The following is a 24700-nucleotide window of genomic DNA, read 5'->3' as shown; positions in this document are numbered from 1 at the left end:
CAATTCGTTGTGCCAATACTAAGTAGGCGTTGAATACTTATTAGGGGGTACAAACGAATGAAGGAGCACAAGTTAACAAATGCTGTTTATGATGCAGAAGGAGAAATGTCCGTGCATCAGCAAGTTATGGAATCTTACCGTCAAGGAACACATGAACAGCGTCATCAAGATGAGATGGAACATCAATATGACAAGATGAAATATTAAAGATAATTAAAGAGGCTGCTAAAGGAGAATTCCCTTTAGCAGCCTCTTTAACGTCTATCAGGAAAGAAGCAATTTATTTTTTTTACTAACAGTCAAAAACATAGTATGATTTACTCGTGGATAATGTATTTATGGGTGAGGAGGAATAGACATGCGCCATGCCTTTATTACGGCTGGAACTAAAGGGTTAGGGCTCCAAGTAACAGAAGCGCTGCTAAAAAATGGGTATTCTGTAACCGTTACTTTTCGAAGCGATAAGGAAGCAGTGAAGATGTTACAAGAAAAGTGGAAAGAATTCTCAAATTCTCTTCAATTCATACAAGCTGATGTTACGAAGAAAGATGATATAGAACATGCTGTAGATCAGGCAGTTGAACGGTTTAAAAGAATTGATATTTTAATCAATAATGCCGGACCTTATGTTTTTGAACGCAAGAAGCTCATCGACTATGAGGAAGAACAATGGTACAACATGATTGAAGGGAATTTAAGTGCAGTCTATCATTTATTAAGAAAAATCGTCCCGATTATGAGAAGGCAACAATTTGGTAGGATTGTTACATATGGATTTCAAGGAGCTAATAGTGCACCAGGATGGATTTACCGTTCTGCTTATGCAGCTGCAAAAGTGGGGCTTGTTTCATTAATGAAAACGGTGTCAATTGAAGAAGCTGAATATGGTATTACAGCAAATATGGTCTGCCCAGGCAATATATTGGGGAATATGAAGGAAGCAACAATAGAGGAGGCGAGGCAGTATCCCGACAGTGATACACCTATTGGACGCTCAGGTACAGGCGAGGATATTGCTAGAGCGGTTTTATTCCTGTGTGATGAGAACGCGGATATGGTGACAGGAACTGTAATTGAAGTGACCGGAGGTGTCGATGTTATCCATAGGTATAGATAATTTTGGATAACGCTTGTGAAATACACTTTTAAAGAAGCTCTGTATAAAATACCCATCTTTGCTACATCTTATAAAAATGAGGTGGTAAAGATGAGAAAATGGTTTATAATACCGTTGCTGTTTATAATGTTATTAGGTTCGGGTGTACCAGTCGTTGCTAGTGGTACGGAGCTTATGACAGCTTATTCTGTCAGGATCACAGTCCTGGAAAACAATACCTGGTATGAATGGGAATATGATAGTCCGAATCATTATGAGTACGAATACGGAGATCGTGTTATAAAAGGCGCTGAGGCAAAAGAAAAAGTCGAAAAAATTATTGAAGAGTTACAGTTGAATGAGCATGAGAAGGATGTAACTGTTTTTGTGGAAAGATTAAAAAAATCGATGCCTAACATAGAAAAGCTAGATATTCGCTTTATGAATAATGATAGTAAACTATACACATGGGTTTGGCAAAAGTAAATAAGAAGCGAGGCTGTCTCGTAAGAGTTTGTCCTGCCGTATTGGTGGATAAACTGTTGTGAGACAGCCTCAACTGTTGTTTATTTAGGTGAAATAACTTGTAGTTCTTTGGGATATTGCGTCAAACATTCATATCCTTCCTCTGTAATCAGTACATCATCTTCAATTCTGACCCCACCTACTTCAGGTACGTATATACCAGGTTCGATTGTAAATGTCATTCCGACTTGTAATAGATCTTTATTCGTTTCATTTAGAGAGGGTAACTCATGCACCTCTGTACCGAGTCCATGACCAATTCGGTGAGGGAAATAAGGGCCGTACCCAGCCTCTGCAATGATTGATCTAGCTTTCCGGTCGAGATCGCCAAGTGTCGTTTTCGATCGGCAAAGTTTTAATGTTTCTTCTTGGGCTCTTAGCACGGTATTATATATAGTAATCTGCTCATCTGTTAGTTTGTCATATCCAACAGTTCGAGTAATATCTGAGCAATAGCCTTCAATGACTACACCTAAATCAAACAGTATGAGGTCGCCGTTATCTACGGTCTTCATACTTGGTATGCCATGTGGATTTGCAGACTGCTTTCCACTGAGGACAAGTGTCCCAAAAGACATCTCCGCTACTCCTTTTCTTTTTAGCTCAAATTCGATCATCGCAAGTATTTCCATCTCTGTTCTGTTGGTTGAAAGAGCATGAACTCCTACTTCAACTCCATAATCGGCCAACTTTGCGGCTTCTCGTAAAAGGGAAATTTCTTGTTTGCTTTTTATTAAACGCAGATTCATTAACGTTTCTTCACAACAGATAAATGAAGTGTTTGGTGAGAGTTGCTTTAAGTGATCGAACCTTGCAACAGAAAGTGTGCTTCTTTCAATTGCGACCTTTGAACCACTTAGGTTACGAGATAGGAAATGGTTTGCTATAAGCTCCCAGGGATTTTCATGATCGCTATATCCAATCACTTCATAGTTCCAACCAGATTGACGAACTAATTCCTTTTCCATATTAGGGCAAACCAAAAACGGTTCACTCTCTGGAAAAACAAATAAAGAAATCAAACGCTCGTGTGGTTCAGAACGAAATCCAGTGAGGTAAAATAAGTTCGCTTTTCCCTGAATAAAAGCATAAGCTACGGCTTGTTCGGATAACCAATTTTGTACATACTTTAACCGATTTTCAAACATGAAAAACTCTCCTTTTACGTTTGTAAGATTATTCTCAATTTATCATCATATGGTAAAATAGGAAAGGACAAATCAGAAGAGGAGAAAAGGATGAAGTTATTTTTTAACTATTTTTCGTTAACAATTGGTGCAATTATCGTAGCTGCCGGACTTGAACTAATTTTAGCACCGAATGGATTAGTGGACGGTGGAGTGACGGCAATTGCCATTATGGTTAACTCCCAGATTGGTTGGCCGATTTGGGCTGTCTATTTGGCCTTGAATGTCCCGACCCTTCTTTTTTCTGGTCGTTTCATGGGAAGGAAATTTGTTGTCCGAACATTATATGCAAATATGGTAACGACACTGGCTCTGTGGTGGCTTTCGCCAATGCCAGCTATTACATCATCTGAAGTATTAATTGTCCTTTATGGAGGGTTATTACTTGGTTTTGGAATCGGACTTGTTGTGAAAGCTGGGGGCGCAGTTGACGGAACAGAAATGGTTGCTATTTGGGTGAATCGCCGTTTTCATATACCAATTAGCTCGTTTTTGCTTGGCGTAAATGCTGTTATTCTAACAGGAGCTGCCTTTGTTTTTACATTAGAAAAGGCTATGTTTAGTATCGCAGTCTTTTATATTGTCTCGAAAATGATTGATTTTGTTTTAGATGGGTTAAATCAAGGAAAATCGGTGATGATCATTTCAGACCAGCCACATGTTGTAGGAGAAAAGTTATTGAAAGAGTTAGATGTGTCGATTACCTATTTGTATGGACAAGGTGGCTATACAGGAGACGAGCGATTGATAATTTATTGTATTACCAATCGATTTATGTATCCGAAATTAAAAGAAATTGTCCTGTCTGTTGATCCTTCTGCTGTGCTGGAAGCCTCTTACGTAACAGAAACAGCAGGAGTAAAAAAACAAACTCTTTTTCAGAAAGAGGAAGGAAAAGAATAAGAGTCTTTTGCAGGATTCTCGATACTTAATGGTTAAATAATTGGAAGGTATCGTTTAAAATAGTAACAAGGAGATGATAAAAATGAAGGTTAGTTATCATGGACATTCAGTCGTACAAATTGAAACAAAGAACACAAAAGTTATTGTTGACCCATTTATAACGGGAAATGGTCAAACGGACTTAAACGCCAATGAGGTAAATGTTGATGTAATCCTTTTAACGCATGGTCATAATGATCATGTTGGCGACACAGTAGAACTTGCAAAGAGAAATGATGCCCTAGTTGTCGCTCCATTCGAGCTTGCTACATATTTAGGTTGGCAAGGGGTTAAAACCCATCCGATGCATATTGGGGGATCTCATGAATTTGAGTTTGGTACAGTGAAACTCACACAAGCCTTCCATGGTTCGTCATTTACAGTCGAAGAAGAACAAAAGATTATCTATACAGGAATGCCGGCTGGGATTCTGTTTACAGCTGAAGGGAAAACAGTCTTTCACGCCGGAGATACAGCTTTGTTTAGTGATATGAAGCTAATAGGAGAGCGTAACACAATTGATGTAGCCTTCTTACCAATTGGTGATAACTTTACAATGGGGCCAGAAGATGCCTCAATAGCATCTGAGTGGCTACAAGCCAAGCGTGTGGTCCCAATCCATTACAATACGTTTCCTGTAATTGAACAAGACCCAGTTGAATTTGCAGAAAATTTATCTGGCAAGAAAGGCTTACCATTGAAGGTTGGAGAATCGTTTGAATTATAAAAGTAATAGGTGACTCAACTAATTGTGTTTACAGTTGAGTCACCTTTTTATGTTACAGGCATGGAAGTACAAGCTGTGGCTTGGTCTTTTTCTTTGTTTTTAGCATATGTATGTATAAAAGAAAAAGGAGGAGATTTGTATGAAGCAGCGCTTATTTTTATCCTTTTTGCTCTCTGTGGCCATGCTCGTATACGGTTTAGAGTATTTACCGTTTGATGGTTCAGGAATAGATAGAGTTTTTGCGTGGTCTTGGATTGTGTTTGCCATGTTCGTTATTAGTGGGAATGGTTTGCATCTGTTATATCATAAAAGAAGGAAAACAAAGGTTGCTGTACCTATGCACAGTCAACAAAACGAACGTGAAAAAATGCGAGGTTAACATGAAGCCTTGATAGTCCGAACTTTCAGACGTATAATGTAAAGTAATACAGACTATGTTGAAAGTAAAACAGCTAAGTGAAAGTGTGGTGGCTATCATGGCTACGAAGCATGAGCAAATTATTGAGTATATAACCAATTTAGCCGTAGGGGAAAAAATTTCTGTCCGATCGATTGCTAAAGCCCTTACAGTAAGTGAAGGAACGGCTTATCGCGCTATTAAAGAAGCTGAGAATCAAGGTCTTGTCAGTACCATTGAACGAGTTGGTACAGTGCGAATTGAAATGAAAAAGAAAGAAAATATTGAAAAGCTTACATACGCTGAAGTCGTAAACATTGTTGATGGACAAGTATTAGGTGGTCGGCAAGGGCTTCATAAAACGCTGAATCGCTTTGTCATTGGTGCGATGAAACTTGAAGCAATGATGCGTTATGTAGAAGCAGGAAACCTGTTAATTGTTGGGAACCGTTACCAAGTTCATAAAGTCGGACTTGAAGCTGGAGCTGCCGTCCTCATTACCGGAGGGTTTGATACGAGCGAAGATGTGATTGCTTTAGCAGATGAGCTTGAATTGCCGATCATCTCTACAAGTTATGATACGTTTACAGTTGCTGCAATGATTAATCGTGCCATTTATGATCAACTCATCAAAAAAGAGATTGTGCTTGTAGATGACATACTCATACCATTTCAAGATACATTTTATATGACCACTCAAAATACGGTTGAAAAATGGCATGATTTAAATTCAAAAACTGGTCATAGCAGGTATCCTGTCATCGATGGAAACTTAAAAATCCAGGGGATGGTAGCAGCAAAAGATGTACTAGGTGCTTCTAGGCAAACGCCGATTGAAAAGGTGATGACAAGTAACCCGATAACGGTAAATGAGCGTACATCTGTTGCAGCCGTTGCCCATGTAATGGTTTGGGAAGGGATTGAGCTTCTACCTGTTATTGATAATCAGAGAAAGTTACTAGGTGTCATTAGCCGTCAGGATGTTTTAAAAGCATTACAGATGGTACAAAGGCAGCCCCATATTGGTGAGACAATTGAAGATATTGTAACAAGTAGGGTGCAAGACAAGTCTACAGCAGACGATCTTATTTTTGAATGTGAAGTAACACCTCAAATGACAAACCAACTAGGAACGATTTCAAATGGAGTCATTACAACACTTGTAACAGAAATAGGTAGCAGAGTCATGCGTAAGTACAAAAAAGGTGACTTAGTAGTCGAAAATATAACACTTTATTTTATTAAGCCAGTGCAGATAGAAAATATTATTACAATTCGACCAAAAATTTTAGAGATAGGTAGAAAGAACGGAAAAATTGATGTCGAATTGTACCATGACGAAGCTATTGTTGGAAAAGCGATGATGATGGCGCAGGTAATTGATTAAGCAAACAAAAAAGTAAGATTGGGTGACATTAAGAAGGCCACTGAAAAAAGTCGATTCTGCCTTTTTCAGTGGCTTCCTATAAGGGAGTGATTTAGTTTTAGAACACTCTCTTTTTATGTCACCCTATATAAGTTTGTAATTGATTCGCTAATCACCTAATTGGGCAATATAGTGGCGTGATGCACGAAAGCCATAGACAACATTAGCAACACCAAGTATAGCAAAGACAGCTCCAACGACAATGTCTATTGTGCTTCTATTAAAAACAATAAGGTTAGCGCCGAATGCTGTGAGAAAAAAACCTAAAGAAAGAGAAGATTTCGTTTGATAGATCCGTTTTAATAACGATTCTTTTGAGCGCCACATTCTTATTTTGTTATAAATGAAAAAGACTGCTGAAATAACAATAATAATAGTTAATAGTTTGTCCATATGTACCTCCCTTATTCTAAAAGCTGTCATGATCTAACAACCTCTAAAAGACATTGTATCTCGAGATGAGTGAATTTGCCAGTGGAGGAACTTTGAACAACTATATAAAAAGGAGCATGAGGCATGATTAAGCAGATAGTAGAGAAAATTGAACAATATCAAACAATTATTGTTCATCGGCATGAACGCCCGGACCCAGATGCACTGGGGTCACAATTAGGACTTGTACAAATTTTGAAAGAACGTTTTCCAAAAAAGGAGATATTTGCAGTAGGTGAGATGGAACCTTCTTTAGCGTTTCTTGGGAAGATGGATGATGTTGGAGATACAGCCTTTGATGGGGCGCTTAGTATTGTATGTGATACGGCCAATACTGATCGAATTGATGATAAACGTTACTCGAAAGCGTCTTTTGTTATCAAGATTGATCATCATCCAAATGTTGAAGAATATGGAGATTTAAACTGGGTGGAACCATCTTTTAGTTCTACAAGTGAGATGATTGTCGAGTTGGTTGAAGAAGCTGCCTCTTACAATTATCAATTAAGTTCGGAGTCAGCATTGCTATTATATGCAGGAATTGTTGGAGATACAGGGCGCTTTAGATATTCGAATACAACGCCTAATACATTAGAAAAAGCAAGTGTCCTAATAAAACATTCGTTTGACCAGAATGAATTCTATTCAAAGTTATATAGAAAAGACTTGAAGATGACAAGACTTCAAGGCTACGTGCTTCAGCATTTTTCAATTATTGACAACCAAGTAGGAGTTATGCGTCTTACGAAGGAGATACTTCAAACGTTTAATGTGAGTTCATCGGAATCATCTCAGTTAGTCAATGCGTTTTCCGATGTTGAAGGATTGAAAGTGTGGGTATTTTTTGTAGAAGAAGATGAGAAAATCCGTGTTAGACTGCGCTCAAAGGGGCCTGTTATTAACTCGATTGCTGCTGAGCATAACGGTGGAGGGCATCCCATGGCAGCTGGAGCTACTGCCTATTCGTGGAACGAAACAGATGAGATTATTGAAAAATTGGTAAATGTGTGCAAACAATGATTGTCATTGGGAGGCGACTGTATCAGTAAGTTATCCTCCCAACTTTGTTGTTGAATTATTTTACAGGATAAAACCAAGAACCGACGTCAGTTACATCTTCATTAACAGGGACGGATTGTTTCTTAAGTTCACTTCGAATAAGATCGGTTACTTCTTTGGATTCAGCAAAAGCAGATAAGCCGTTTTTAATTTTTTCTACTTTTTGTAACGCTAACTCTTTGCGATTTATAACCATATTTCTACCGGGTACTTTCATGATCAATCCCTCCTATTGGAAATGAGATCCTATCAATATTATACACTACTAGTCTCGCCATAAGAGTGCGTTTGTTTAAATGTTCGAAAAACTGTGACAATCAACTGTTTGAAGGGACTATTTTGACGTGTATTCGAAGTGTGGTAGTTAAATGAAGTTGTTCAACTTTTAACTGATACCGTTTATCTCCAGCGCGAAACACTTTATTTTCAAGCGTACTAATCATCAATTCACTCATATTCGATACAGTTTCGATATCTTTACGCTTTATATACTGTAATTCATTTAATGCTTGTTGCTTTAAATCAAGCAGTGTAAGTTGGTTGAGTCGCAACTTTCTGTCATTGCTGAATTGGATATCAATTTCTTGGATCGTTAATTTCTTTTGATTCTCCTCATTTAATCGATTTTGATCACTACGAAGCTGTTCGATATCAGCTTCGAGTTCACCGATAATCGCTTCTTGCTCGTTAATCCGCAGCATTAAACCTTCGTACACTTGTCCATATTGATAGACAAAAAAGAACCATCCTATTATAACTCCTAGTATCATACCAGCGAAGAACCGCTTCACAGTTGGCCTTTCATAAAATGGAGGGACTCTCATGATGAAAGGGACTCCCCGACAATCCATTGAATCAGGATAGTACCAGATTGCGCCCCACATAAAGCGGCAAAGATCATAAATCCAGTTTTGAAAATATCATCATGGGTTCCATAGAAAAGCCCTCGCTCAATACTCGTTATTGCATCAAATGTACCTCCGATTGCAGCAACAATTGCCCATATTTTTAAACTTCCAGCTAAATCGTGCATGACGGATAAAGGTGGTTTCCCAATTAGAAAGGCTCCAATTCCACCGATGATAGCTCCACCAATAATGACGCCAAAAGCAACAAAGAAATCTATAATTAGTGTTGCAAGAAGTTCTCGACTTAGCATGTGGTCCACCAACTTTCATGAATTCGATTCTCTAAAAACAGTCTTCCTACACCATATATAGGACAAGAAGTAGTGAATTATGACTCAAATGTACAATTCATAAAGTCTTCTCATATTAATTAAGAGCAAATCTGTACTATACTAGAAGAAGAATTAAAGAAAGTTGAGGCGAGTTGTATGGAGATTGTTCAAACTCAAGTTTATAGTGAATACAGTCTTCTATCATCAACGAATCGAGTAGAGGAATTGGTAAAGACGGCAAAGGAACTTGGCTATCATTCATTGGCGTTATGTGATCATCATGTGATGTATGGGGCCGTCCCGTTTTACCAAGCTTGTTTAAAAAACGAGATTAAACCAATTTTTGGACTTGAGGTAACGATACAAAGTGATGAAGAACATTTTTCATTACTAAGAATTTATGCAAAAAATGAAAATGGCTATGCTAATCTTCTCAAGATTTCAACGCTGCTTGGACATAAACAAGGTAAGCGAATAGGACTTACTTGTAGCGAACTTACACCCCTATTACATGATGTAGTAATCATTATTCCATATCAAAATGGGCCGATAGAAGCTGCTATTTCACAGGAGGAATACGATCATGCATGGAAATGGTTAAAGGATTGGAGTGGTGGGACTCGGGCTTCTGATTGGTTTCTAGAATTGCAGAAAACAGGTGGTGATGAAGAAAAACAAAAGAAGCTTAAGTTGTTTTCAGAAAAGGGTAACATCCAATTAATAGCTTCCCACCCATGTAGATTTTTAGACGAACAACAAATCTTTTCCTATCATGTTGTTAGGGCTATAAGAGAAGGAGTGAAAATTGAAGATTATCCTCTTGGAAAAGGCGAGAAATCGCATTATTTACTCAGTCCTTCCGAGATGCTAGACAAGTACCAAAAGGACGAGCAACTTTTAGCGAATACAGAACGGTTTGCTTCTCTATGTTCGGTAAAACTCGAACTAGATAGACCAAAGCTACCAAAGTTCCCAACTGATGAGGAAAACGGAGAAGACCTTCTTCGTTCTTTATGTGAAGAAGGCTGTAAATATCGTTACGGAGAACTCTCTGATGAGGTGGTTCAACGGTTAGATAAAGAACTCTCGGTTATAAACGAAATGGGATTTAGTGATTACTTTTTAATCGTATGGGATTTTATGAAATATGCAAGGAGTCAAGGGATCCTAACGGGACCGGGACGTGGGTCCGCCGCAGGTTCGCTCGTTGCATACGCTCTTCAAATTACGAATGTTGATCCCTTGAAATATGATTTATTATTTGAACGATTTTTAAATCATGAGCGGATTTCTATGCCTGATATTGATATTGATTTCCCTGATCATAGAAGAGACGAGATGATAGATTATGTGCAAAAAAAATATGGGCATGAACATGTTGCACAAATTATTACGTTTGGAACACTGGCTGCTAGAGCAGTTGTGCGCGATGTTGGGAAAGTATTAGGCGTAGATAGCTATATGGTAAGTCAGATAGCAAATGAAATTCCATCTACACCGGGTATGACGCTAAAAAAAGCGTTAGAAGTTAGCAAGCGATTGAGTTCTTTGATTAAAGAGCCACAGTTATCGAACCTATGGGAAATTGCTGTACAACTTGAAGGACTTCCGAGGCATGCATCGACACATGCGGCAGGAGTTGTTATCAGCGCTGAACCTCTGACAAAACTAATGGCTTTACAAGCAGGGCAATCGACAGTTTCGTTAACACAAGCTACCATGGAGGTGGTCGAAAGGCTAGGTCTTTTAAAGTTCGATTTCCTTGGTTTGCGAAATTTAACAATCCTTGAAAACATTATACAATTAATAAGAAGTTATCATGGAAAAAAGGTCGACTTAACTACGATTCCTTTAGATGACCCAAAAACATTTGAGTTACTCGCGAAAGGAGAAACCACTGGTGTCTTCCAACTTGAATCGGATGGGATGAGGCAGGTATTAAAAAGGTTGCAACCGACTGAGTTTGAAGATATTGTTGCTGTTAATGCTTTATACCGCCCCGGACCAATGGACTATATTCCGACTTATATAAAAGGGAAGCATGGGAAAGAAGACATAACATTTGTCCATGAAGACCTTGAACCAATTTTAAAAAGAACATATGGTGTAATTATTTACCAAGAACAGATAATGGAAGTTGCCTCCTTAATGGCTGGGTTTACCCTAGCACAAGCAGACATTCTCAGAAGAGCAATAAGCAAAAAAAAGAAAGTAGAATTAGACCTTCAACGTGAGTCATTTTTAAAAGGAGCGATTGAGAAAGGATATACGAAAGAAGTCGCTGTAAAAGTCTATGAGTTAATAGAGCGCTTTGCAGATTATGGTTTTAACCGAAGTCACGCTGTTGCCTATAGCATGATAAGTTACCAATTAGCGTATTTAAAAGCTAATTTTCCTTTAGCTTTTTATACAGCGCTTTTATCAGCCGTTTGGAATCAAGCAGAAAAACTCTCTCACCATATTCATGAGTGTAAGGAATCAGGGTACAACGTTCTGCCCCCATCGGTCGGGAAAAGTGAAATATTATTTTCGATTGAAGATACTGGCATTCGTTTTGGGTTACTGCCAATAAATCATGTCGGTTTACAAGCAGCACAAATGATTGTACAACAAAGGGGCTCAGAAGGTTATAGTGACTTATTTGATTTTGTTGTACGTATAGACCAGAGAATAGTGAATAAAAAAGCAATAGAAAATTTAATAAAGGCAGGGGCGATGGATGACTTACACAATGAGCGTGCAACATTATTGTATTCTGTCGAAGAAGCATTGCGCTTTGCTCAAGAAGTGAAATCCTTTCAAGATGCAACAGAAGGCCTTTTCACTCTTGATATTCAAGCACCTGAATACAAAGCCCTTGAGCCCCTTCAGCCACAAGAGAAACTGGATTATGAGAAAGAAGCTTTTGGTTTCTATTTATCTGGGCATCCAATTGAATCCTATAAAAATAATCTAAAAAACGTAGGGAGACGAACGGTACAAGAAGCAATAACTCTTAGAGGAAAGAGTCGGATAGCCGGACTTCTTACTAAAATGAGAAGAATTAAAACAAAAAAAGGTGAAGCGATGGGTTTCTCAGTTTTGACTGATGAATCAGGAAGTATTGATTTAGTTATTTTTCCGCGTGTATGGAAAATGTATCAGCAATTATTGGTAGAAGGTGAATTAAATTTAATAGAAGGGCGTTACGATGATACACAAAATCGAGTTCAATTTCTAGTAGACAAAGTAGCTTCTGTTAAACAACTTACGACAAAGGTAACCTCAGAAAAAACGCTTTATTTACGTATAAGTTCGGACAGACAAAATCCAGACTTGTTAGAACATTTGAAAAAACTGCTGTTATCTAGTCAAGGAACAATCCCTGTTATTTTATATTATGAGCAAACAAAACAAACACTTCATTTACCAAAAAAATTAAGGGTTACTGCAAGTGAAGAGTTCATTGAAAAGCTTGAATATTTATTAGGAAAGAATAATGTAATCCTAAAAGAAAGTACGACATAAAGACGATAAAGCCGGATTATATATAAAAAAAATTGAACAATCTCTAAATAATAAGACTTTGAGACTTGGCTAATCAACTAATTTTCTATATAATTAAGAATGTTTTAGTGGTCAGACCAGTGAGTAAATCACAATACTATTCAGAAATAAAAAGGAGAGTGTCGTTGTGGCAACCACAAGAGAAGAAGCCTTACATATGCATCGTGTCAATCAAGGTAAGCTAGAATCAAAAACTAAGGTCCCTGTAAGAAATGCAAAAGATTTAAGTTTGGCCTATTCTCCTGGAGTAGCAGAGCCGTGTAAGGAAATTTTTGAAGACATTGAGTCTGTTTATGAATATACGATGAAAGGCAATATGGTCGCTGTTGTTAGTAACGGTACGGCAGTTCTAGGTCTTGGAAACATTGGACCAGAAGCATCATTGCCTGTTATGGAAGGAAAAGCAGTTCTATTTAAATCATTTGCTGGTGTAGATGCTTTTCCGATATGCTTACGTTCAAATGATGTCGATAAGATTGTAGAAACAGTTAAATTGATGGAGCCAACTTTTGGTGGGGTTAATCTTGAAGATATTGCTGCACCAGAATGTTTTGAAATTGAAGAGCGCCTGAAAAAAGAAACAAATATCCCTGTATTCCATGATGATCAACATGGTACGGCAATTGTAACGTTAGCAGGGTTAATTAATGCGCTAAAAATTACCGGCAAAAAACTATCTGAAATTAAAGTAGTTGCCAATGGTGCCGGTTCTGCGGGAATAGCGATTATGAAACTTATGCAACGTATGGGTGTTAGAGATATTATTATGTGCGACTCTAAAGGCGCTATTTTCGAGGGGCGTTCATATGGGATGAATGATATGAAGGCAGAGGTTGCTAAATTTTCAAATCGTGACAGATTAGAAGGAAGTCTAGCAGATGTTATTAAAGGTACAGATGTATTTATTGGAGTTTCTGTTGCTGGAGCTTTAACAAAAGAGATGGTTGAAAGTATGAATGACAACCCTATAATTTTTGCTATGGCGAACCCAGTTCCAGAAATTATGCCAGATGAAGCGAAAGAAGCCGGAGCAAGTGTAGTTGGAACAGGGCGTTCAGATTTTCCTAATCAGGTTAATAATGTATTAGCATTCCCAGGAATTTTCCGTGGAGCACTAGATGTTAGAGCTACTCATATTAACGAAGAAATGAAAGTGGCTGCTGTTTACGCGATTGCTGGACTTGTGGCTGAAAAAGACCTTTCTTCAGATTATGTTATTCCAGCTCCTTTTGACCCTCGTGTAGCACCGTCTGTTGCGGCTGCTGTTGCAAAGACAGCGATGGAAACTGGAGTAGCTCGTAAAAAGGTAGACCCTGCTCAAATTGCTGAGAAAACAAAAAAACTTGCAATTATTGGGGATGAAGAATAAATTAATTGTTTATAACTGAGGTGAAGGGTGACAATGTCATCAGAAAAACCAAAAGTCTATCTTGAAGTCATAAAACAAATAAACACGATTATTAATGAAGATCAGTTAGCAAGTGGAGATAAATTACCATCAGAAAGAGAGTTGAGCGACCGCCTTGAAGTCGGTCGCTCATCTGTTCGAGAGGCCTTACGCGCATTAGAATTATTAGATCTTATTGAGACAAGGCGTGGGGAAGGAACATTTATTAAACCGTTTGGTAGTTATCGTCTGATAGAAATACTTTTATCATTTCTTCTTAAAGATGACAATGCAAAGAAGGATTTAACTGAGACAAGACGAATAGTAGAGCTTGAAGCTCTTAAGTTAGCTTGCGAGAGAATTACTGATGAGTCGGTTGTCCAATTAAATAAACTGATAATCTCTGCTAAGGAAGAATGGTCATATGGAGACTTGCCGGTTGAAGAAGATTATTTATTCCATAAAACAATCGTAGAAGCAAGTCACAATCGTTTGCTGCTCAATCTATGGGTATCACTCGTGGAATACAACAAAATAGCAATAGAACGCTCTTTAAAGAGAGAAGGAAGGATGCCCGTATCACTTCAGGAGCATGAGGAAATTTATCAGGCAATAAACAATCGTGATCAAGAGTCAGCAACACAAGCAATGAAGCGTCATTTAAGAAATAGTCGTTTTTAGCTTGTACTAATAATTAGAAATAACCATAAGATGTAGTAAGCGAGCGAGGTGGAAGAATGCTAAAGGATTTTTTGAAGAAAAAAAAGAGGTATGCTACGATTCCTTCAGAACGTGCCAAACAAGAAGTTCCTGAAGGTCTAATGACAAAATGTCCTTCTTGTCGGACAATTATGTACACAAAAGAATTACAAAAGAATTTGAACGTCTGTGATTCATGTGGACATCATCATCGTATGACAGCCTATGAACGAATAAATAGTTTATTTGATGAAAGTACATTTGTGGAATTCGATAAAGAAATGATTAGTCAAAATCCACTGAACTTTCCTACCTATGAAGATAAGTTAGAAGCGGACCGCAAAAAAACGGATATCAATGAAGCGATTGTAACAGGAAAAGGTACTATAAATGGATTTAGTGCTGTACTGGCTGTAATGGATTCAAGGTTTCGAATGGGTAGCATGGGTTCGGTTGTTGGTGAAAAAATCACAAGAGCTGTCGAGCATGCAATTGAGATCAAGGCGCCTTTCATTTTGTTTTCAGCATCTGGTGGAGCGAGAATGCAAGAGGGTGTACTTAGTTTAATGCAAATGGCAAAAACAAGCGCAGCCTTACAGAAGCTTCATCGTCAAGGTGGCTTATTTGTTTCAATCATGACTCATCCTACAACTGGTGGGGTATCAGCGAGTTTTGCTTCTTTAGGTGACTATAACTTCGCTGAACCTAAAGCATTAATTGGCTTTGCTGGACGCCGGATTATTGAACAAACGATTCGTCAAGAATTACCAGAGGACTTTCAAACTGCCGAGTTTCTTTTAAAGCACGGCCAATTGGATAGAGTTGTACATCGCCACGAAATGAAAGATACATTGACTACTATTTTAGATATTCACTCTTTATAAAGGAGGTGTCACACGAATGGCAAGTGAACTAGGGTTTGAAAAACCTATATTAGAACTGAAAAATAAGATTTCTGAACTGAAAACTTTCACGGCAGAAAAAGAGATTGATCTAACAGATGAGATTAATAAGCTTGAGAGTCGTCTGCAACAATTAGAACGTGATATTTACGGGAACCTACAGCCATGGGAGCGTGTTCAAATTGCAAGGTTGAATGAGCGACCAACTACTTTAGATTATATTGAGCAATTATTTACTGATTTCATTGAAATGCATGGTGACCGTCTATATGGAGACGATGAGGCGATCGTTGGTGGAATTGCTAAATATAAAGGACGTCCGATAACGGTCATTGGCCATCAACGTGGAAAAGATACGAAGGAAAATATACGTCGTAACTTTGGGATGCCTCATCCAGAGGGATACCGTAAAGCACTTAGGTTAATGAAGCAGGCAGAAAAATTTAAGCGCCCAATTATTTGTTTTATTGACACAAAAGGAGCGTACCCAGGTAAAGCTGCAGAGGAGAGAGGGCAAAGTGAGGCCATTGCCAGAAACTTACTCGAAATGGCTGGTCTTACAGTACCTGTTATTTGTATTGTTATCGGCGAAGGAGGAAGTGGTGGCGCATTAGCACTTGGTGTAGGTAATCACCTCCATATGCTGGAAAATTCGACATATTCTGTAATTTCCCCTGAAGGTGCTGCAGCATTATTGTGGAAAGATGCGTCGCTTGCACAAAAAGCCGCAGAATCGATGAAAATAACAGCACCGGATTTAAAAGAGCTTGGAGTAATTGATGAAATTATTCGTGAGGTAAAAGGTGGAGCTCATCGAGACCTTGTCGCTCAAGGAGAAGTGATTGATCGCGTCCTTGAAGAATCATTGACTCAACTTTCAAAATTAGATGAAAGTGAATTAATGGAACAACGCTATCAAAAATACAAAACAATCGGACAATTTACCTATGTAAACGATGCCATACCTTTAAATAAAGGATAAGTGCTTCCGCCCTTTTAGGAAGCACTTTTTTCTGCGCTACGAAACTGTATTGTATTCGTCAAAGTAAAATGGTATTTTAAAAATTAGCAGGTAATCTTTACTACATAATCATATTGAAAGAAAAAGTACACATGCTAATAAATAGCATTGATCATTAACATATTTATTGTATGAAACCATTTTTGGGAGGTTTGATTATGAAAAAAATAGCTGTTCTAACTAGTGGTGGCGATTCTCCTGGAATGAATGCAGCAATACGTGCTGTTGTTAGGAAAGCTATATACCATGACGTAGAAGTGTATGGGGTTTCGTATGGTTATGCGGGTCTGATAGCCGGTGACATTACTAAAATGGAACTAGGTTCAGTCGGTGATATTATTCACCGTGGGGGTACGATGCTTTATACGGCTCGTTGCGAAGAGTTCAGAACGCCTGAAGGGCAGAAAAAGGCGATTGAGCAATTAAAAAAAGCTGGTATTGAGGGATTAGTTGTGATTGGTGGAGATGGCTCGTATCGTGGAGCGCAAAAGTTAACAGAGCATGGGTTCCCGACGGTCGGAGTGCCTGGAACAATTGATAATGATATACCAGGTACCGATTTTACAATTGGCTTTGATACAGCCTTAAATACTGTTATAGACGCTATTGATAAAATTCGTGATACAGCTACTTCTCATGAACGGACTTATGTTATTGAAGTAATGGGGCGTCATGCTGGCGACCTTGCTCTGTGGTCAGGACTTGCAGATGGAGCAGAATCGATCGTTGTTCCTGAAGCTGGTTATAAAATGTCAGAGATCATTGCACGTTTGGAACGTGGTCAAGCCCGTGGCAAGAAACACAGCATTATTATTGTGGCTGAAGGTGTTGGAAGTGGGATAGAATTTGGTAAGAAAATTAGTGATCAGATGAATATCGAGACACGAGTGACGGTGTTAGGTCATATTCAACGTGGAGGATCACCAACAGGCTTTGATCGTGTTCTAGCGAGCCGTCTCGGTGCAAAAGCTGTAGACCTTCTCTTAGAAGGGAAAGCTGGTGTAACTGTAGGTATAGAAAGAAACGAGCTTGTGTATCATGACATAAACGAGGCTCTTTCACAAAAACACTCGATTGATATGGAGATGTACAAATTATCCCAACAACTATCGATCTAACTAAGTATTTATTTATTGTTAACTATTACACATGCATTTTAGGAGGATAATATGCGCAAAACGAAGATTGTATGTACGATTGGTCCAGCAAGTGAGTCGATTGAAAAACTCGAGGCTCTAATTGAAGCAGGAATGAATGTGGCACGTTTAAACTTTTCTCATGGTGATTTTGAAGAACATGGAGCAAGAATTCGTAATATTCGCGAGGCTGCTAATAAAGTAGGAAAAACGGTTGCGATTTTACTTGATACCAAAGGTCCAGAAATTCGAACTCAAACGTTAGAAGATGGAGCTGCTGATTTAACAGCAGGTGATGAATTAATTGTTTCGATGACAGAAGTTATTGGAAACAACAAGAAAATTTCCGTTACATATCCTGGCCTCATTCAAGATGTCCAACCGGGTTCGAAAATCTTATTAGATGATGGATTAATTGGACTTGAAGTAACTGAGATTGGTTCAGAAGAAATCGTTACAAAAGTATTAAACAGTGGCACGTTGAAAAATAAAAAAGGAGTAAACGTACCAAATGTCAGTGTAAATCTCCCAGGTATCACGGAGAAGGATGCTGATGATATTAAGTTTGGAATTGAGCAAGGTGTTGATTTTATCGCTGCCTCATTTGTTCGCAGGGCGAGTGATGTTTTAGAAATTCGTGAACTTCTAGATAATAATGGTGGCAACGAAATTCATATTATCCCGAAGATTGAGAATCAAGAAGGTGTTGAGAATATTGATGAAATTCTTGAGGTTTCTGATGGTTTAATGGTTGCACGAGGTGACCTTGGGGTTGAAATTCCTGCAGAGGAAGTACCTCTTGTACAAAAGTTACTTATTAAAAAGTGTAATGCTGCTGCTAAACCAGTTATTACCGCAACACAAATGCTTGATTCCATGCAACGTAATCCTAGACCGACACGTGCCGAGGCTAGTGATGTCGCTAATGCTATATTTGATGGAACAGATGCGATTATGCTATCTGGTGAAACGGCTGCAGGGGATTATCCTGTTGAATCGGTCCAAACAATGAATAACATTGCTGTTCGAACAGAACAAGCTTTAAATTATAGTGCCATGCTTAGAAAGAAAACAAAAGAAGAAACGAAATCAATCACAAGTGCCATTGGTCAATCGGTAGCACATACTGCCTCTAACTTAGCAGCTCGTGTTATTTTAACGCCGACTGAAAGTGGCCATACTACACGCATCGTGTCGAAATATCGTCCTGAATCTCCTATCATAGCTGTTGCTAGTAGCCCGAAAGTTATTCGCAAGCTTAACCTAGTTTGGGGGGTAACACCTATATTAGGACAAGAAGCAACTTCAACAGATGAAATGTTTGAGCAAACAATTAGAACAGCATTAGACTCAGGTTCTGTTAAGCAAGGTGACCTTGTTGTTATCACTGCAGGTGTACCTGTCGGTGAATCTGGAACAACAAATATTATGAGAGTCCATGTAATTGGAGAAGTTATTGCAAGAGGACAGGGGATTGGACGTCGCTCTGCTGCTGGGCGTGTTGTTATTGCTAATAATGCTAAGGAAGCTAACGAAAAAGTAGATGAAGAATCCATTTTAATAACGTATAGCACTGATAAAGATATGATCCCTGCATTTGAAAAAGCAGTGGCGGTAATCACTGAAGAAGGTGGCTTAACATCTCATGCTGCTGTTGTTGGTTTGAATCTTAGTACGCCAGTCATTGTTGGAGTCGATAATGCTCTGAAGTTATTTAAAGACGGTGATGAAATTACTGTTGATAGTTTCCGTGGTGACATTTACAGAGGTCACACAAGTATACTATAATGTTTTTTGAGGAGAAGGGATGCCTTCTCCTCTTCTCATATCAAACATTAAGAGAGTGAATAAAGGAGTCCTGAATGTTTCGGATATTATTATTATTGATTATTATAGTACCTGCACTTGAGATCGCTGTCCTCATCCTTTCAGGAAATGTAATTGGAGTATGGCCTACGATTCTATTGATTATTGCAACCGGTGTACTAGGGGCATGGTTAGCTAAAAAAGAAGGATTACAGACATTGAGACTTGCCCAACTTCAAACTCAACAAGGGCAGCTACCTAGTGGTGTGATGCTTGATGGAGTTTGTATTCTTATTGGTGGGGTTGTTTTATTGACTCCAGGCTTTATTACAGATGCTATTGGGTTCTTCTTATTAGTTCCGAGGACACGTACAATTGCGAAAGCATTTCTAATAAAAATCTTTAGCAAGATGATAAAGAATGGAAACTTTATCATTATGACAAGAAAATAATGATAGTCAAGAGCGTAAGACTGTTAGCTGTTTTTGCAAAAATATGATATGATTTGTTTGCTATGAAATGCTTGCTTCTTATGATAAGCAAGTGAGGAAGAAGGTTGGTTACTTGTTCTCACAAGCATCCGTATTTATGTTGATTTTGCTACTCGTGGCAGTAATCGCTAAAAACCAATCCCTAATGATTGCAGTTGTTTTTCTACTTGTTATTAAGTGGGTGGGGCTCGGAGATAAATTTTTTCCACTTTTTCAACAAAAGGGAATTAACATTGGAGTAACGATCATAACGATTGCGGTTTTAACACCAATTGTAACGGGAGAAATTGGCTTTAAACAATTGGGTGAAGCTGTAAGGTCGTCATATGCTTGGATTGCTTTAGGTGCGGGGATTTTTGTTGCGGTGATTGCAGCTAATGGAATTGATTTACTAAAATCAGATCCACATATAACAACTGCTTTAGTCTTTGGGACAATAATAGCAGTAGCGTTATTTAATGGGGTAGCAGTTGGGCCGTTGATTGGCGCAGGTATCGCATATTTAGCGATGAAAATTGTCCATTTTATTACTCATCTAGGTTGATGGGTAATAAAGGGGTGAAGTTATCAGAATAATCAGCCGGGTAAAAAGTTTAGAATTTATTAATAACTTTTATAGAAAACGTTCACAAAAGAGTAATAAATCGTTATAATGGAACTTGTGAACATCCTTCTTACATAGCAACGCTTAATTCTCTTTAGAAGAATAAGCATCTACTAGTTTGAAGAAATATAGGATTTTTTGAGAAAAGGAGAGGTTAACGTGAGTACAACTCGTGGTCTAGAAGGCATTGTAGCTACACAATCAAGTGTTAGTTCTATAATTGAAAGTGTTCTTACTTACCAAGGATATGATATTGATGATTTAGCAGATAATGCGAGTTTTGAAGAGGTTATTTACCTCCTCTGGAATGGATCATTACCAAAAGAAGATGAGCTTAAACAATTTACTCAGGAGCTAGCTAGTAATGCAGAAGTACCAAAAGAGATAATTGATCAAATGAAAGCTTACCCAATTGGGAAAGTTCACCCGATGGCTGCCCTTCGCACAGCTATTTCAAGTCTTGCATTATTTGATGATAGTGCAGATGTAATGGAAGAGGATGCTAATCGTCTGAAAGCCCTTAAAATACAAGCGCAAATCCCAACAATCGTGACAGCGTTTTCAAGAGTGCGTGAAGGTCTAGAACCTGTAGCACCACGTAAGGACTTAGGGTTTGCTGCAAACTTTCTTTATATGCTAACTGGTAAAGAGCCTGATCAGATTGCTGTAAATGCTTTTAACAAAGCACTTGTACTACATGCTGACCATGAGCTAAATGCTTCAACGTTTACTGCTCGTGTATGTGTGGCAACATTATCAGATGTTTATTCAGGAATTACAGCAGCGATTGGTGCTTTAAAAGGGCCTTTACACGGTGGAGCCAATGAAGCTGTTATGAAAATGCTTATGGACATTGAAAGTGTTGAAAACGTTGAACCATATATTCGCAAAGCGTTAGACAATAAAGAAAAGATTATGGGCTTCGGACACCGTGTATATAAAGATGGTGATCCACGTGCGAAGCATTTACGTGAAATGTCTAAGCGTCTTACTGAAATTACAGGTGAAACAAAATGGTATGAGATGTCTACGAAGATTAACGATATGGTTACGAGGGAAAAAGGGTTACTGCCAAATGTAGATTTCTATTCTGCAAGTGTATACCACAGTCTAGGAATTAAGCATGATTTATTTACGCCTATCTTTGCTGTTAGCCGTGCTTCAGGTTGGTTGGCTCATATTTTAGAGCAGTATAGCAATAACAGACTGATCCGTCCACGTGCTGAATATATTGGGCCTGATAAGCAATCCTATATTCCAGTCGAACAGCGCTAAGAGCGTACAATGGGAGGAATCGCCTCCCTGTACATAGATTGACATTTGCTTAAAAGAGTAGCAACATAGAAATGTATTATTATATTATACTTTCGTAATTACTTAGGAGGTAATGAATTATGTCAAATGGTGAAGTGATTAAAGTAAACAATGGTGTTCTTGATGTACCAAACAATCCGATTATTCCTTACATTGAAGGTGATGGAATCGGTCCGGATATTTGGGCAGCGGCTTCTCGTGTATTAGATGCTGCAGTAGAGAAGGCATATAATGGCGAAAAGAAAATTGAGTGGAAAGAAATTCTTGCTGGTGAAAAAGCATACAATCAAACTGGTGAATGGCTTCCTGAAGCAACGTTAGAAGCAGTTCGTGAATATATGATTGCAATCAAAGGCCCTTTAACAACTCCTATCGGTGGAGGAATTCGTTCGTTAAATGTTGCACTTCGTCAAGAGCTTGATCTTTATGTGTGTCTTCGTCCAGTACGTTATTTCCAAGGTGTACCATCACCAGTAAAACGCCCTGAAGACACTGATATGGTTATCTTCCGTGAAAACTCTGAAGATATTTATGCTGGTATCGAGTACAAAGAAGGATCAGATGAAGTGAAGAAGCTTATTAACTTCTTACAAAACGAAATGGGTGCTAGCAAAATTCGCTTCCCTGAAACTTCTGGTATTGGAATCAAGCCAGTTTCTAAGGAAGGAACAGACCGACTAGTTCGTGCTGCTATCCAGTATGCACTTGATGAAGGCCGTAAGAGTGTGACATTAGTTCACAAAGGTAACATCATGAAGTTTACAGAAGGAGCGTTCAAAAACTGGGGTTATGAACTAGCTGAGCGTGAATTTGGAGATAAAGTATTCACATGGGATCAATACGATAAAATTGCTGAAGCTGAAGGTAAAGATGCAGCTAATAAAGCACAAGCTGAGGCAGAAGCAGCTGGTAAAATTATCGTTAAAGATTCTATCGCTGATATTTTCTTGCAACAAATCTTAACTCGTCCAAAAGAGTTCGATGTTGTAGCAACAATGAACTTAAATGGTGACTATGTTTCTGATGCACTTGCGGCTCAAGTTGGTGGTATTGGTATTGCTCCAGGAGCTAACATTAACTATGCTTCAGGACATGCTATTTTTGAAGCTACACACGGTACAGCACCTAAATATGCGGGTCTTGATAAAGTAAACCCATCATCTGTACTTCTTTCAGGAGAGTTAATGCTTCGTCACCTAGGATGGAACGAAGCAGCTGATATGATCATGTCTTCAATGGATAAAACGATTGCTAGTAAAGTAGTAACATATGATTTCGCTCGTCTAATGGATGGAGCAACTGAAGTTTCTTGCTCTGGCTTTGCTGAGGAACTAATTAAAAACCTTTAATATTAACTTAAACCCAAAGGTAACTTTTACCTTTGGGTTTAAAGTTTACGCAATGAGCTAAGTCACTGCATGCCTTAGTTTTTTTGAGTTATAATTTTAAAAGATAAATGGTGAGCAAGTACATAGAAAGATGCTAAAATGTGGATAAATAGTGTTGGCATGCAAACACTATGGAAAACTAGTTTATTAATATAGGGAGTGAGCATCGTGGCAATTAAACGCAGGAAGATTTCTGTAATCGGTGGAGGATTCACAGGGGCTACTACAGCTCTTATGGTTGCTCAAAAAGAATTAGGCGATGTTGTTCTTGTAGATATCCCACAAATGGAGGGTCCTACAAAAGGGAAAGCTTTAGATATGCTTGAATCAACACCTGTTGCAGGGATTGATTCGAACATCGTAGGTACTTCTAGTTATGAAGATACAAAGGATTCTGATGTTGTTGTTATTACTGCAGGTATTGCACGAAAACCTGGTATGAGTCGTGATGATTTAGTAAGTACAAACGCTGGCATCATGAAAGCTGTTACGAGAGAAGTAGTTAAATACTCTCCTAATTGTTACATCATTGTTTTAACCAATCCAGCAGATGCAATGACTTATACAGTTTACAAAGAGTCTGGGTTCCCTAAAAACCGTGTCATTGGACAATCTGGTGTACTTGACACTGCGCGCTTCCGCACTTTTGTTGCACAAGAGTTAAACCTTTCCGTTGAAGACATCACAGGGTTTGTTCTTGGTGGACATGGAGATGATATGGTTCCCCTTATTCGCTATTCAGCTGCTGGAGGAGTGCCACTTGAGAAGCTTATTTCTCAAGATCGCATCGATGCCATTGTTGAGCGCACACGTAAAGGTGGTGGAGAAATCGTAGGACTTTTAGGAAACGGAAGTGCCTACTATGCTCCAGCTGCAGCTCTTACTCAAATGGTTGAGGCTATCATTAAGGATAAGAAACGTGTTGTTCCAACAATCGCCTATCTAGAAGGTGAGTATGGGTATGAGGATCTTTATGTAGGTGTTCCAACAATCTTAGGTGGAGACGGAATTGAGAGAATCATTGAGTTAGATTTAACAGAAGATGAAAAGGCTGCTTTAGCTAAATCTGTAGAGTCTGTTCGTAGTGTAATGGCTGCGTTACCTAGAGAATAATCAGGTCTTAAAGTCAGGGCTATCACAAAAGGTATGAAACCCAACCTTATGAATGTGTGGCAATGGCAAGCTTGTCGCTCGCCTATTATGAGAAACCCACTCATAATAGGCTTTAAAAAATGCGACGGCTTAGCTCATTGCTTCAGGGCTATCACAAAAGGTATGAAACCCAACCTTATGAATGTGTGGCAATGGCAAGCTCGTCGCTCGCCTATTATGAGAAACCCACTCATAATAGGCTTTAAAAAATGCGACGGCTTAGCTCATTGCTTCAGGGCTATCACAAAAGGTATGAAACCCAACCTTATGAATGTGTGGCAAT

25 protein-coding genes are annotated in these 24700 nt (G+C 38.6%); 20 read left to right on the top strand and 5 right to left on the bottom strand.

The window, feature by feature from the left end; translation table 11 throughout:
- Positions 1-57: 57 nt before the first annotated feature.
- The 3 genes from AC1FXZ_RS17990 to AC1FXZ_RS17980 all read left to right on the top strand — a co-directional run bounded on the left by AC1FXZ_RS17990 (position 58) and on the right by AC1FXZ_RS17980 (position 1582).
- Positions 58-207 (top strand): hypothetical protein, encoded by a 150-nt coding sequence (locus tag AC1FXZ_RS17990; protein WP_480056207.1) that lies wholly within the window; start codon positions 58-60, stop codon positions 205-207.
- 151 nt (positions 208-358) lie between these two features.
- Positions 359-1117: an SDR family oxidoreductase gene (locus AC1FXZ_RS17985; protein ID WP_480056205.1), complete on the top strand. Its 759-nt coding sequence runs from the start codon at positions 359-361 to the stop codon at positions 1115-1117.
- A gap of 90 nt (positions 1118-1207) precedes the next feature.
- Complete coding sequence (locus AC1FXZ_RS17980) at positions 1208-1582, top strand: hypothetical protein (RefSeq protein WP_480056203.1); 375 nt, start codon at positions 1208-1210, stop codon at positions 1580-1582.
- Positions 1583-1662: 80 nt separating this feature from the next.
- Here the strand turns inward: AC1FXZ_RS17980 and AC1FXZ_RS17975 are convergent, their stop codons facing one another.
- On the bottom strand, positions 1663-2769 hold the full coding sequence (locus AC1FXZ_RS17975; RefSeq protein WP_480056201.1) for a M24 family metallopeptidase: 1107 nt from the start codon (positions 2767-2769) through the stop codon (positions 1663-1665).
- Positions 2770-2859: 90 nt separating this feature from the next.
- Here AC1FXZ_RS17975 and AC1FXZ_RS17970 point away from each other — a divergent pair, with 90 nt between their 5' ends.
- The 4 genes from AC1FXZ_RS17970 to AC1FXZ_RS17955 all read left to right on the top strand — a co-directional run bounded on the left by AC1FXZ_RS17970 (position 2860) and on the right by AC1FXZ_RS17955 (position 6261).
- Positions 2860-3711, top strand: coding sequence for a YitT family protein (locus AC1FXZ_RS17970; protein ID WP_480056199.1), 852 nt, complete (start codon positions 2860-2862; stop codon positions 3709-3711).
- A gap of 82 nt (positions 3712-3793) precedes the next feature.
- Entirely contained in the window at positions 3794-4477 is a 684-nt protein-coding gene (locus AC1FXZ_RS17965) for a metal-dependent hydrolase (protein ID WP_480056197.1), read from the top strand.
- A gap of 139 nt (positions 4478-4616) precedes the next feature.
- On the top strand, positions 4617-4856 hold the full coding sequence (locus AC1FXZ_RS17960) for a hypothetical protein (protein WP_480056195.1): 240 nt from the start codon (positions 4617-4619) through the stop codon (positions 4854-4856).
- Between the two features lie 97 nt (positions 4857-4953).
- Complete coding sequence (locus AC1FXZ_RS17955; protein WP_480056193.1) at positions 4954-6261, top strand: DRTGG domain-containing protein; 1308 nt, start codon at positions 4954-4956, stop codon at positions 6259-6261.
- 147 nt (positions 6262-6408) lie between these two features.
- Here AC1FXZ_RS17955 and AC1FXZ_RS17950 read toward each other — a convergent pair whose 3' ends face one another.
- Entirely contained in the window at positions 6409-6693 is a 285-nt protein-coding gene (locus AC1FXZ_RS17950) for a YtpI family protein (protein ID WP_480056191.1), read from the bottom strand.
- 123 nt (positions 6694-6816) lie between these two features.
- Between AC1FXZ_RS17950 and AC1FXZ_RS17945 the strand changes: the two genes are divergently transcribed.
- Positions 6817-7752: a DHH family phosphoesterase gene (locus tag AC1FXZ_RS17945; protein ID WP_480056189.1), complete on the top strand. Its 936-nt coding sequence runs from the start codon at positions 6817-6819 to the stop codon at positions 7750-7752.
- Positions 7753-7807: 55 nt separating this feature from the next.
- On the opposite strand, the gene AC1FXZ_RS17940 is transcribed toward AC1FXZ_RS17945, so the two are convergent.
- From AC1FXZ_RS17940 to ytrH, 3 genes are all read right to left on the bottom strand, one after another.
- Entirely contained in the window at positions 7808-8008 is a 201-nt protein-coding gene (locus AC1FXZ_RS17940) for a YtzJ family protein (RefSeq protein WP_480056187.1), read from the bottom strand.
- 100 nt (positions 8009-8108) lie between these two features.
- Positions 8109-8615, bottom strand: coding sequence for a sporulation membrane protein YtrI (gene ytrI, locus AC1FXZ_RS17935; RefSeq protein WP_480056185.1), 507 nt, complete (start codon positions 8613-8615; stop codon positions 8109-8111).
- On the bottom strand, positions 8612-8950 hold the full coding sequence (ytrH, locus tag AC1FXZ_RS17930; RefSeq protein WP_480056183.1) for a sporulation membrane protein YtrH: 339 nt from the start codon (positions 8948-8950) through the stop codon (positions 8612-8614). Before ytrH ends, ytrI begins: the two co-directional genes overlap by 4 nt.
- A 177-nt stretch (positions 8951-9127) precedes the next feature.
- Here ytrH and dnaE point away from each other — a divergent pair, with 177 nt between their 5' ends.
- The 12 genes from dnaE (at position 9128) to mdh (ending at position 24378) form a co-directional block, all read left to right on the top strand.
- The gene (dnaE, locus tag AC1FXZ_RS17925) at positions 9128-12478 is read left to right on the top strand and encodes a DNA polymerase III subunit alpha (protein ID WP_480056181.1); all 3351 of its coding nucleotides are present in this window, start codon (positions 9128-9130) and stop codon (positions 12476-12478) included.
- Positions 12479-12674: 196 nt separating this feature from the next.
- Positions 12675-13886, top strand: coding sequence for an NADP-dependent malic enzyme (gene ystJ, locus AC1FXZ_RS17920; protein WP_480056403.1), 1212 nt, complete (start codon positions 12675-12677; stop codon positions 13884-13886).
- Between the two features lie 33 nt (positions 13887-13919).
- Entirely contained in the window at positions 13920-14585 is a 666-nt protein-coding gene (locus tag AC1FXZ_RS17915) for a FadR/GntR family transcriptional regulator (RefSeq protein WP_480056179.1), read from the top strand.
- 56 nt (positions 14586-14641) lie between these two features.
- A complete protein-coding gene (gene accD / locus AC1FXZ_RS17910) occupies positions 14642-15487 on the top strand; it encodes an acetyl-CoA carboxylase, carboxyltransferase subunit beta (RefSeq protein WP_480056177.1) in 846 nt (281 codons plus the stop codon).
- Positions 15488-15503: 16 nt separating this feature from the next.
- Positions 15504-16487 (top strand): acetyl-CoA carboxylase carboxyl transferase subunit alpha, encoded by a 984-nt coding sequence (accA, locus tag AC1FXZ_RS17905; RefSeq protein ID WP_480056175.1) that lies wholly within the window; start codon positions 15504-15506, stop codon positions 16485-16487.
- 197 nt (positions 16488-16684) lie between these two features.
- Positions 16685-17644, top strand: coding sequence for a 6-phosphofructokinase (gene pfkA, locus AC1FXZ_RS17900; RefSeq protein WP_480056173.1), 960 nt, complete (start codon positions 16685-16687; stop codon positions 17642-17644).
- Positions 17645-17695: 51 nt separating this feature from the next.
- Positions 17696-19450, top strand: a complete 1755-nt coding sequence (pyk, locus tag AC1FXZ_RS17895; RefSeq protein WP_480056171.1) for a pyruvate kinase — start codon at positions 17696-17698, stop codon at positions 19448-19450.
- 74 nt (positions 19451-19524) lie between these two features.
- Entirely contained in the window at positions 19525-19920 is a 396-nt protein-coding gene (locus AC1FXZ_RS17890; protein ID WP_480056169.1) for an FxsA family protein, read from the top strand.
- 112 nt (positions 19921-20032) lie between these two features.
- Positions 20033-20503: a DUF441 domain-containing protein gene (locus tag AC1FXZ_RS17885; protein WP_480056167.1), complete on the top strand. Its 471-nt coding sequence runs from the start codon at positions 20033-20035 to the stop codon at positions 20501-20503.
- A 219-nt stretch (positions 20504-20722) separates the two neighbouring features.
- Complete coding sequence (gene citZ, locus AC1FXZ_RS17880; RefSeq protein WP_480056165.1) at positions 20723-21838, top strand: citrate synthase; 1116 nt, start codon at positions 20723-20725, stop codon at positions 21836-21838.
- 119 nt (positions 21839-21957) lie between these two features.
- Positions 21958-23226 (top strand): NADP-dependent isocitrate dehydrogenase, encoded by a 1269-nt coding sequence (gene icd / locus AC1FXZ_RS17875; protein ID WP_480056163.1) that lies wholly within the window; start codon positions 21958-21960, stop codon positions 23224-23226.
- A gap of 207 nt (positions 23227-23433) precedes the next feature.
- The gene (gene mdh / locus AC1FXZ_RS17870; RefSeq protein WP_480056161.1) at positions 23434-24378 is read left to right on the top strand and encodes a malate dehydrogenase; all 945 of its coding nucleotides are present in this window, start codon (positions 23434-23436) and stop codon (positions 24376-24378) included.
- The last annotated feature ends 322 nt before the right edge of the window (positions 24379-24700 follow it).

It is taken from the genome of Halalkalibacter sp. HAAS-P014, from assembly GCF_056619965.1.
This window is presented reverse-complemented; position numbering and strand designations above follow the sequence as displayed.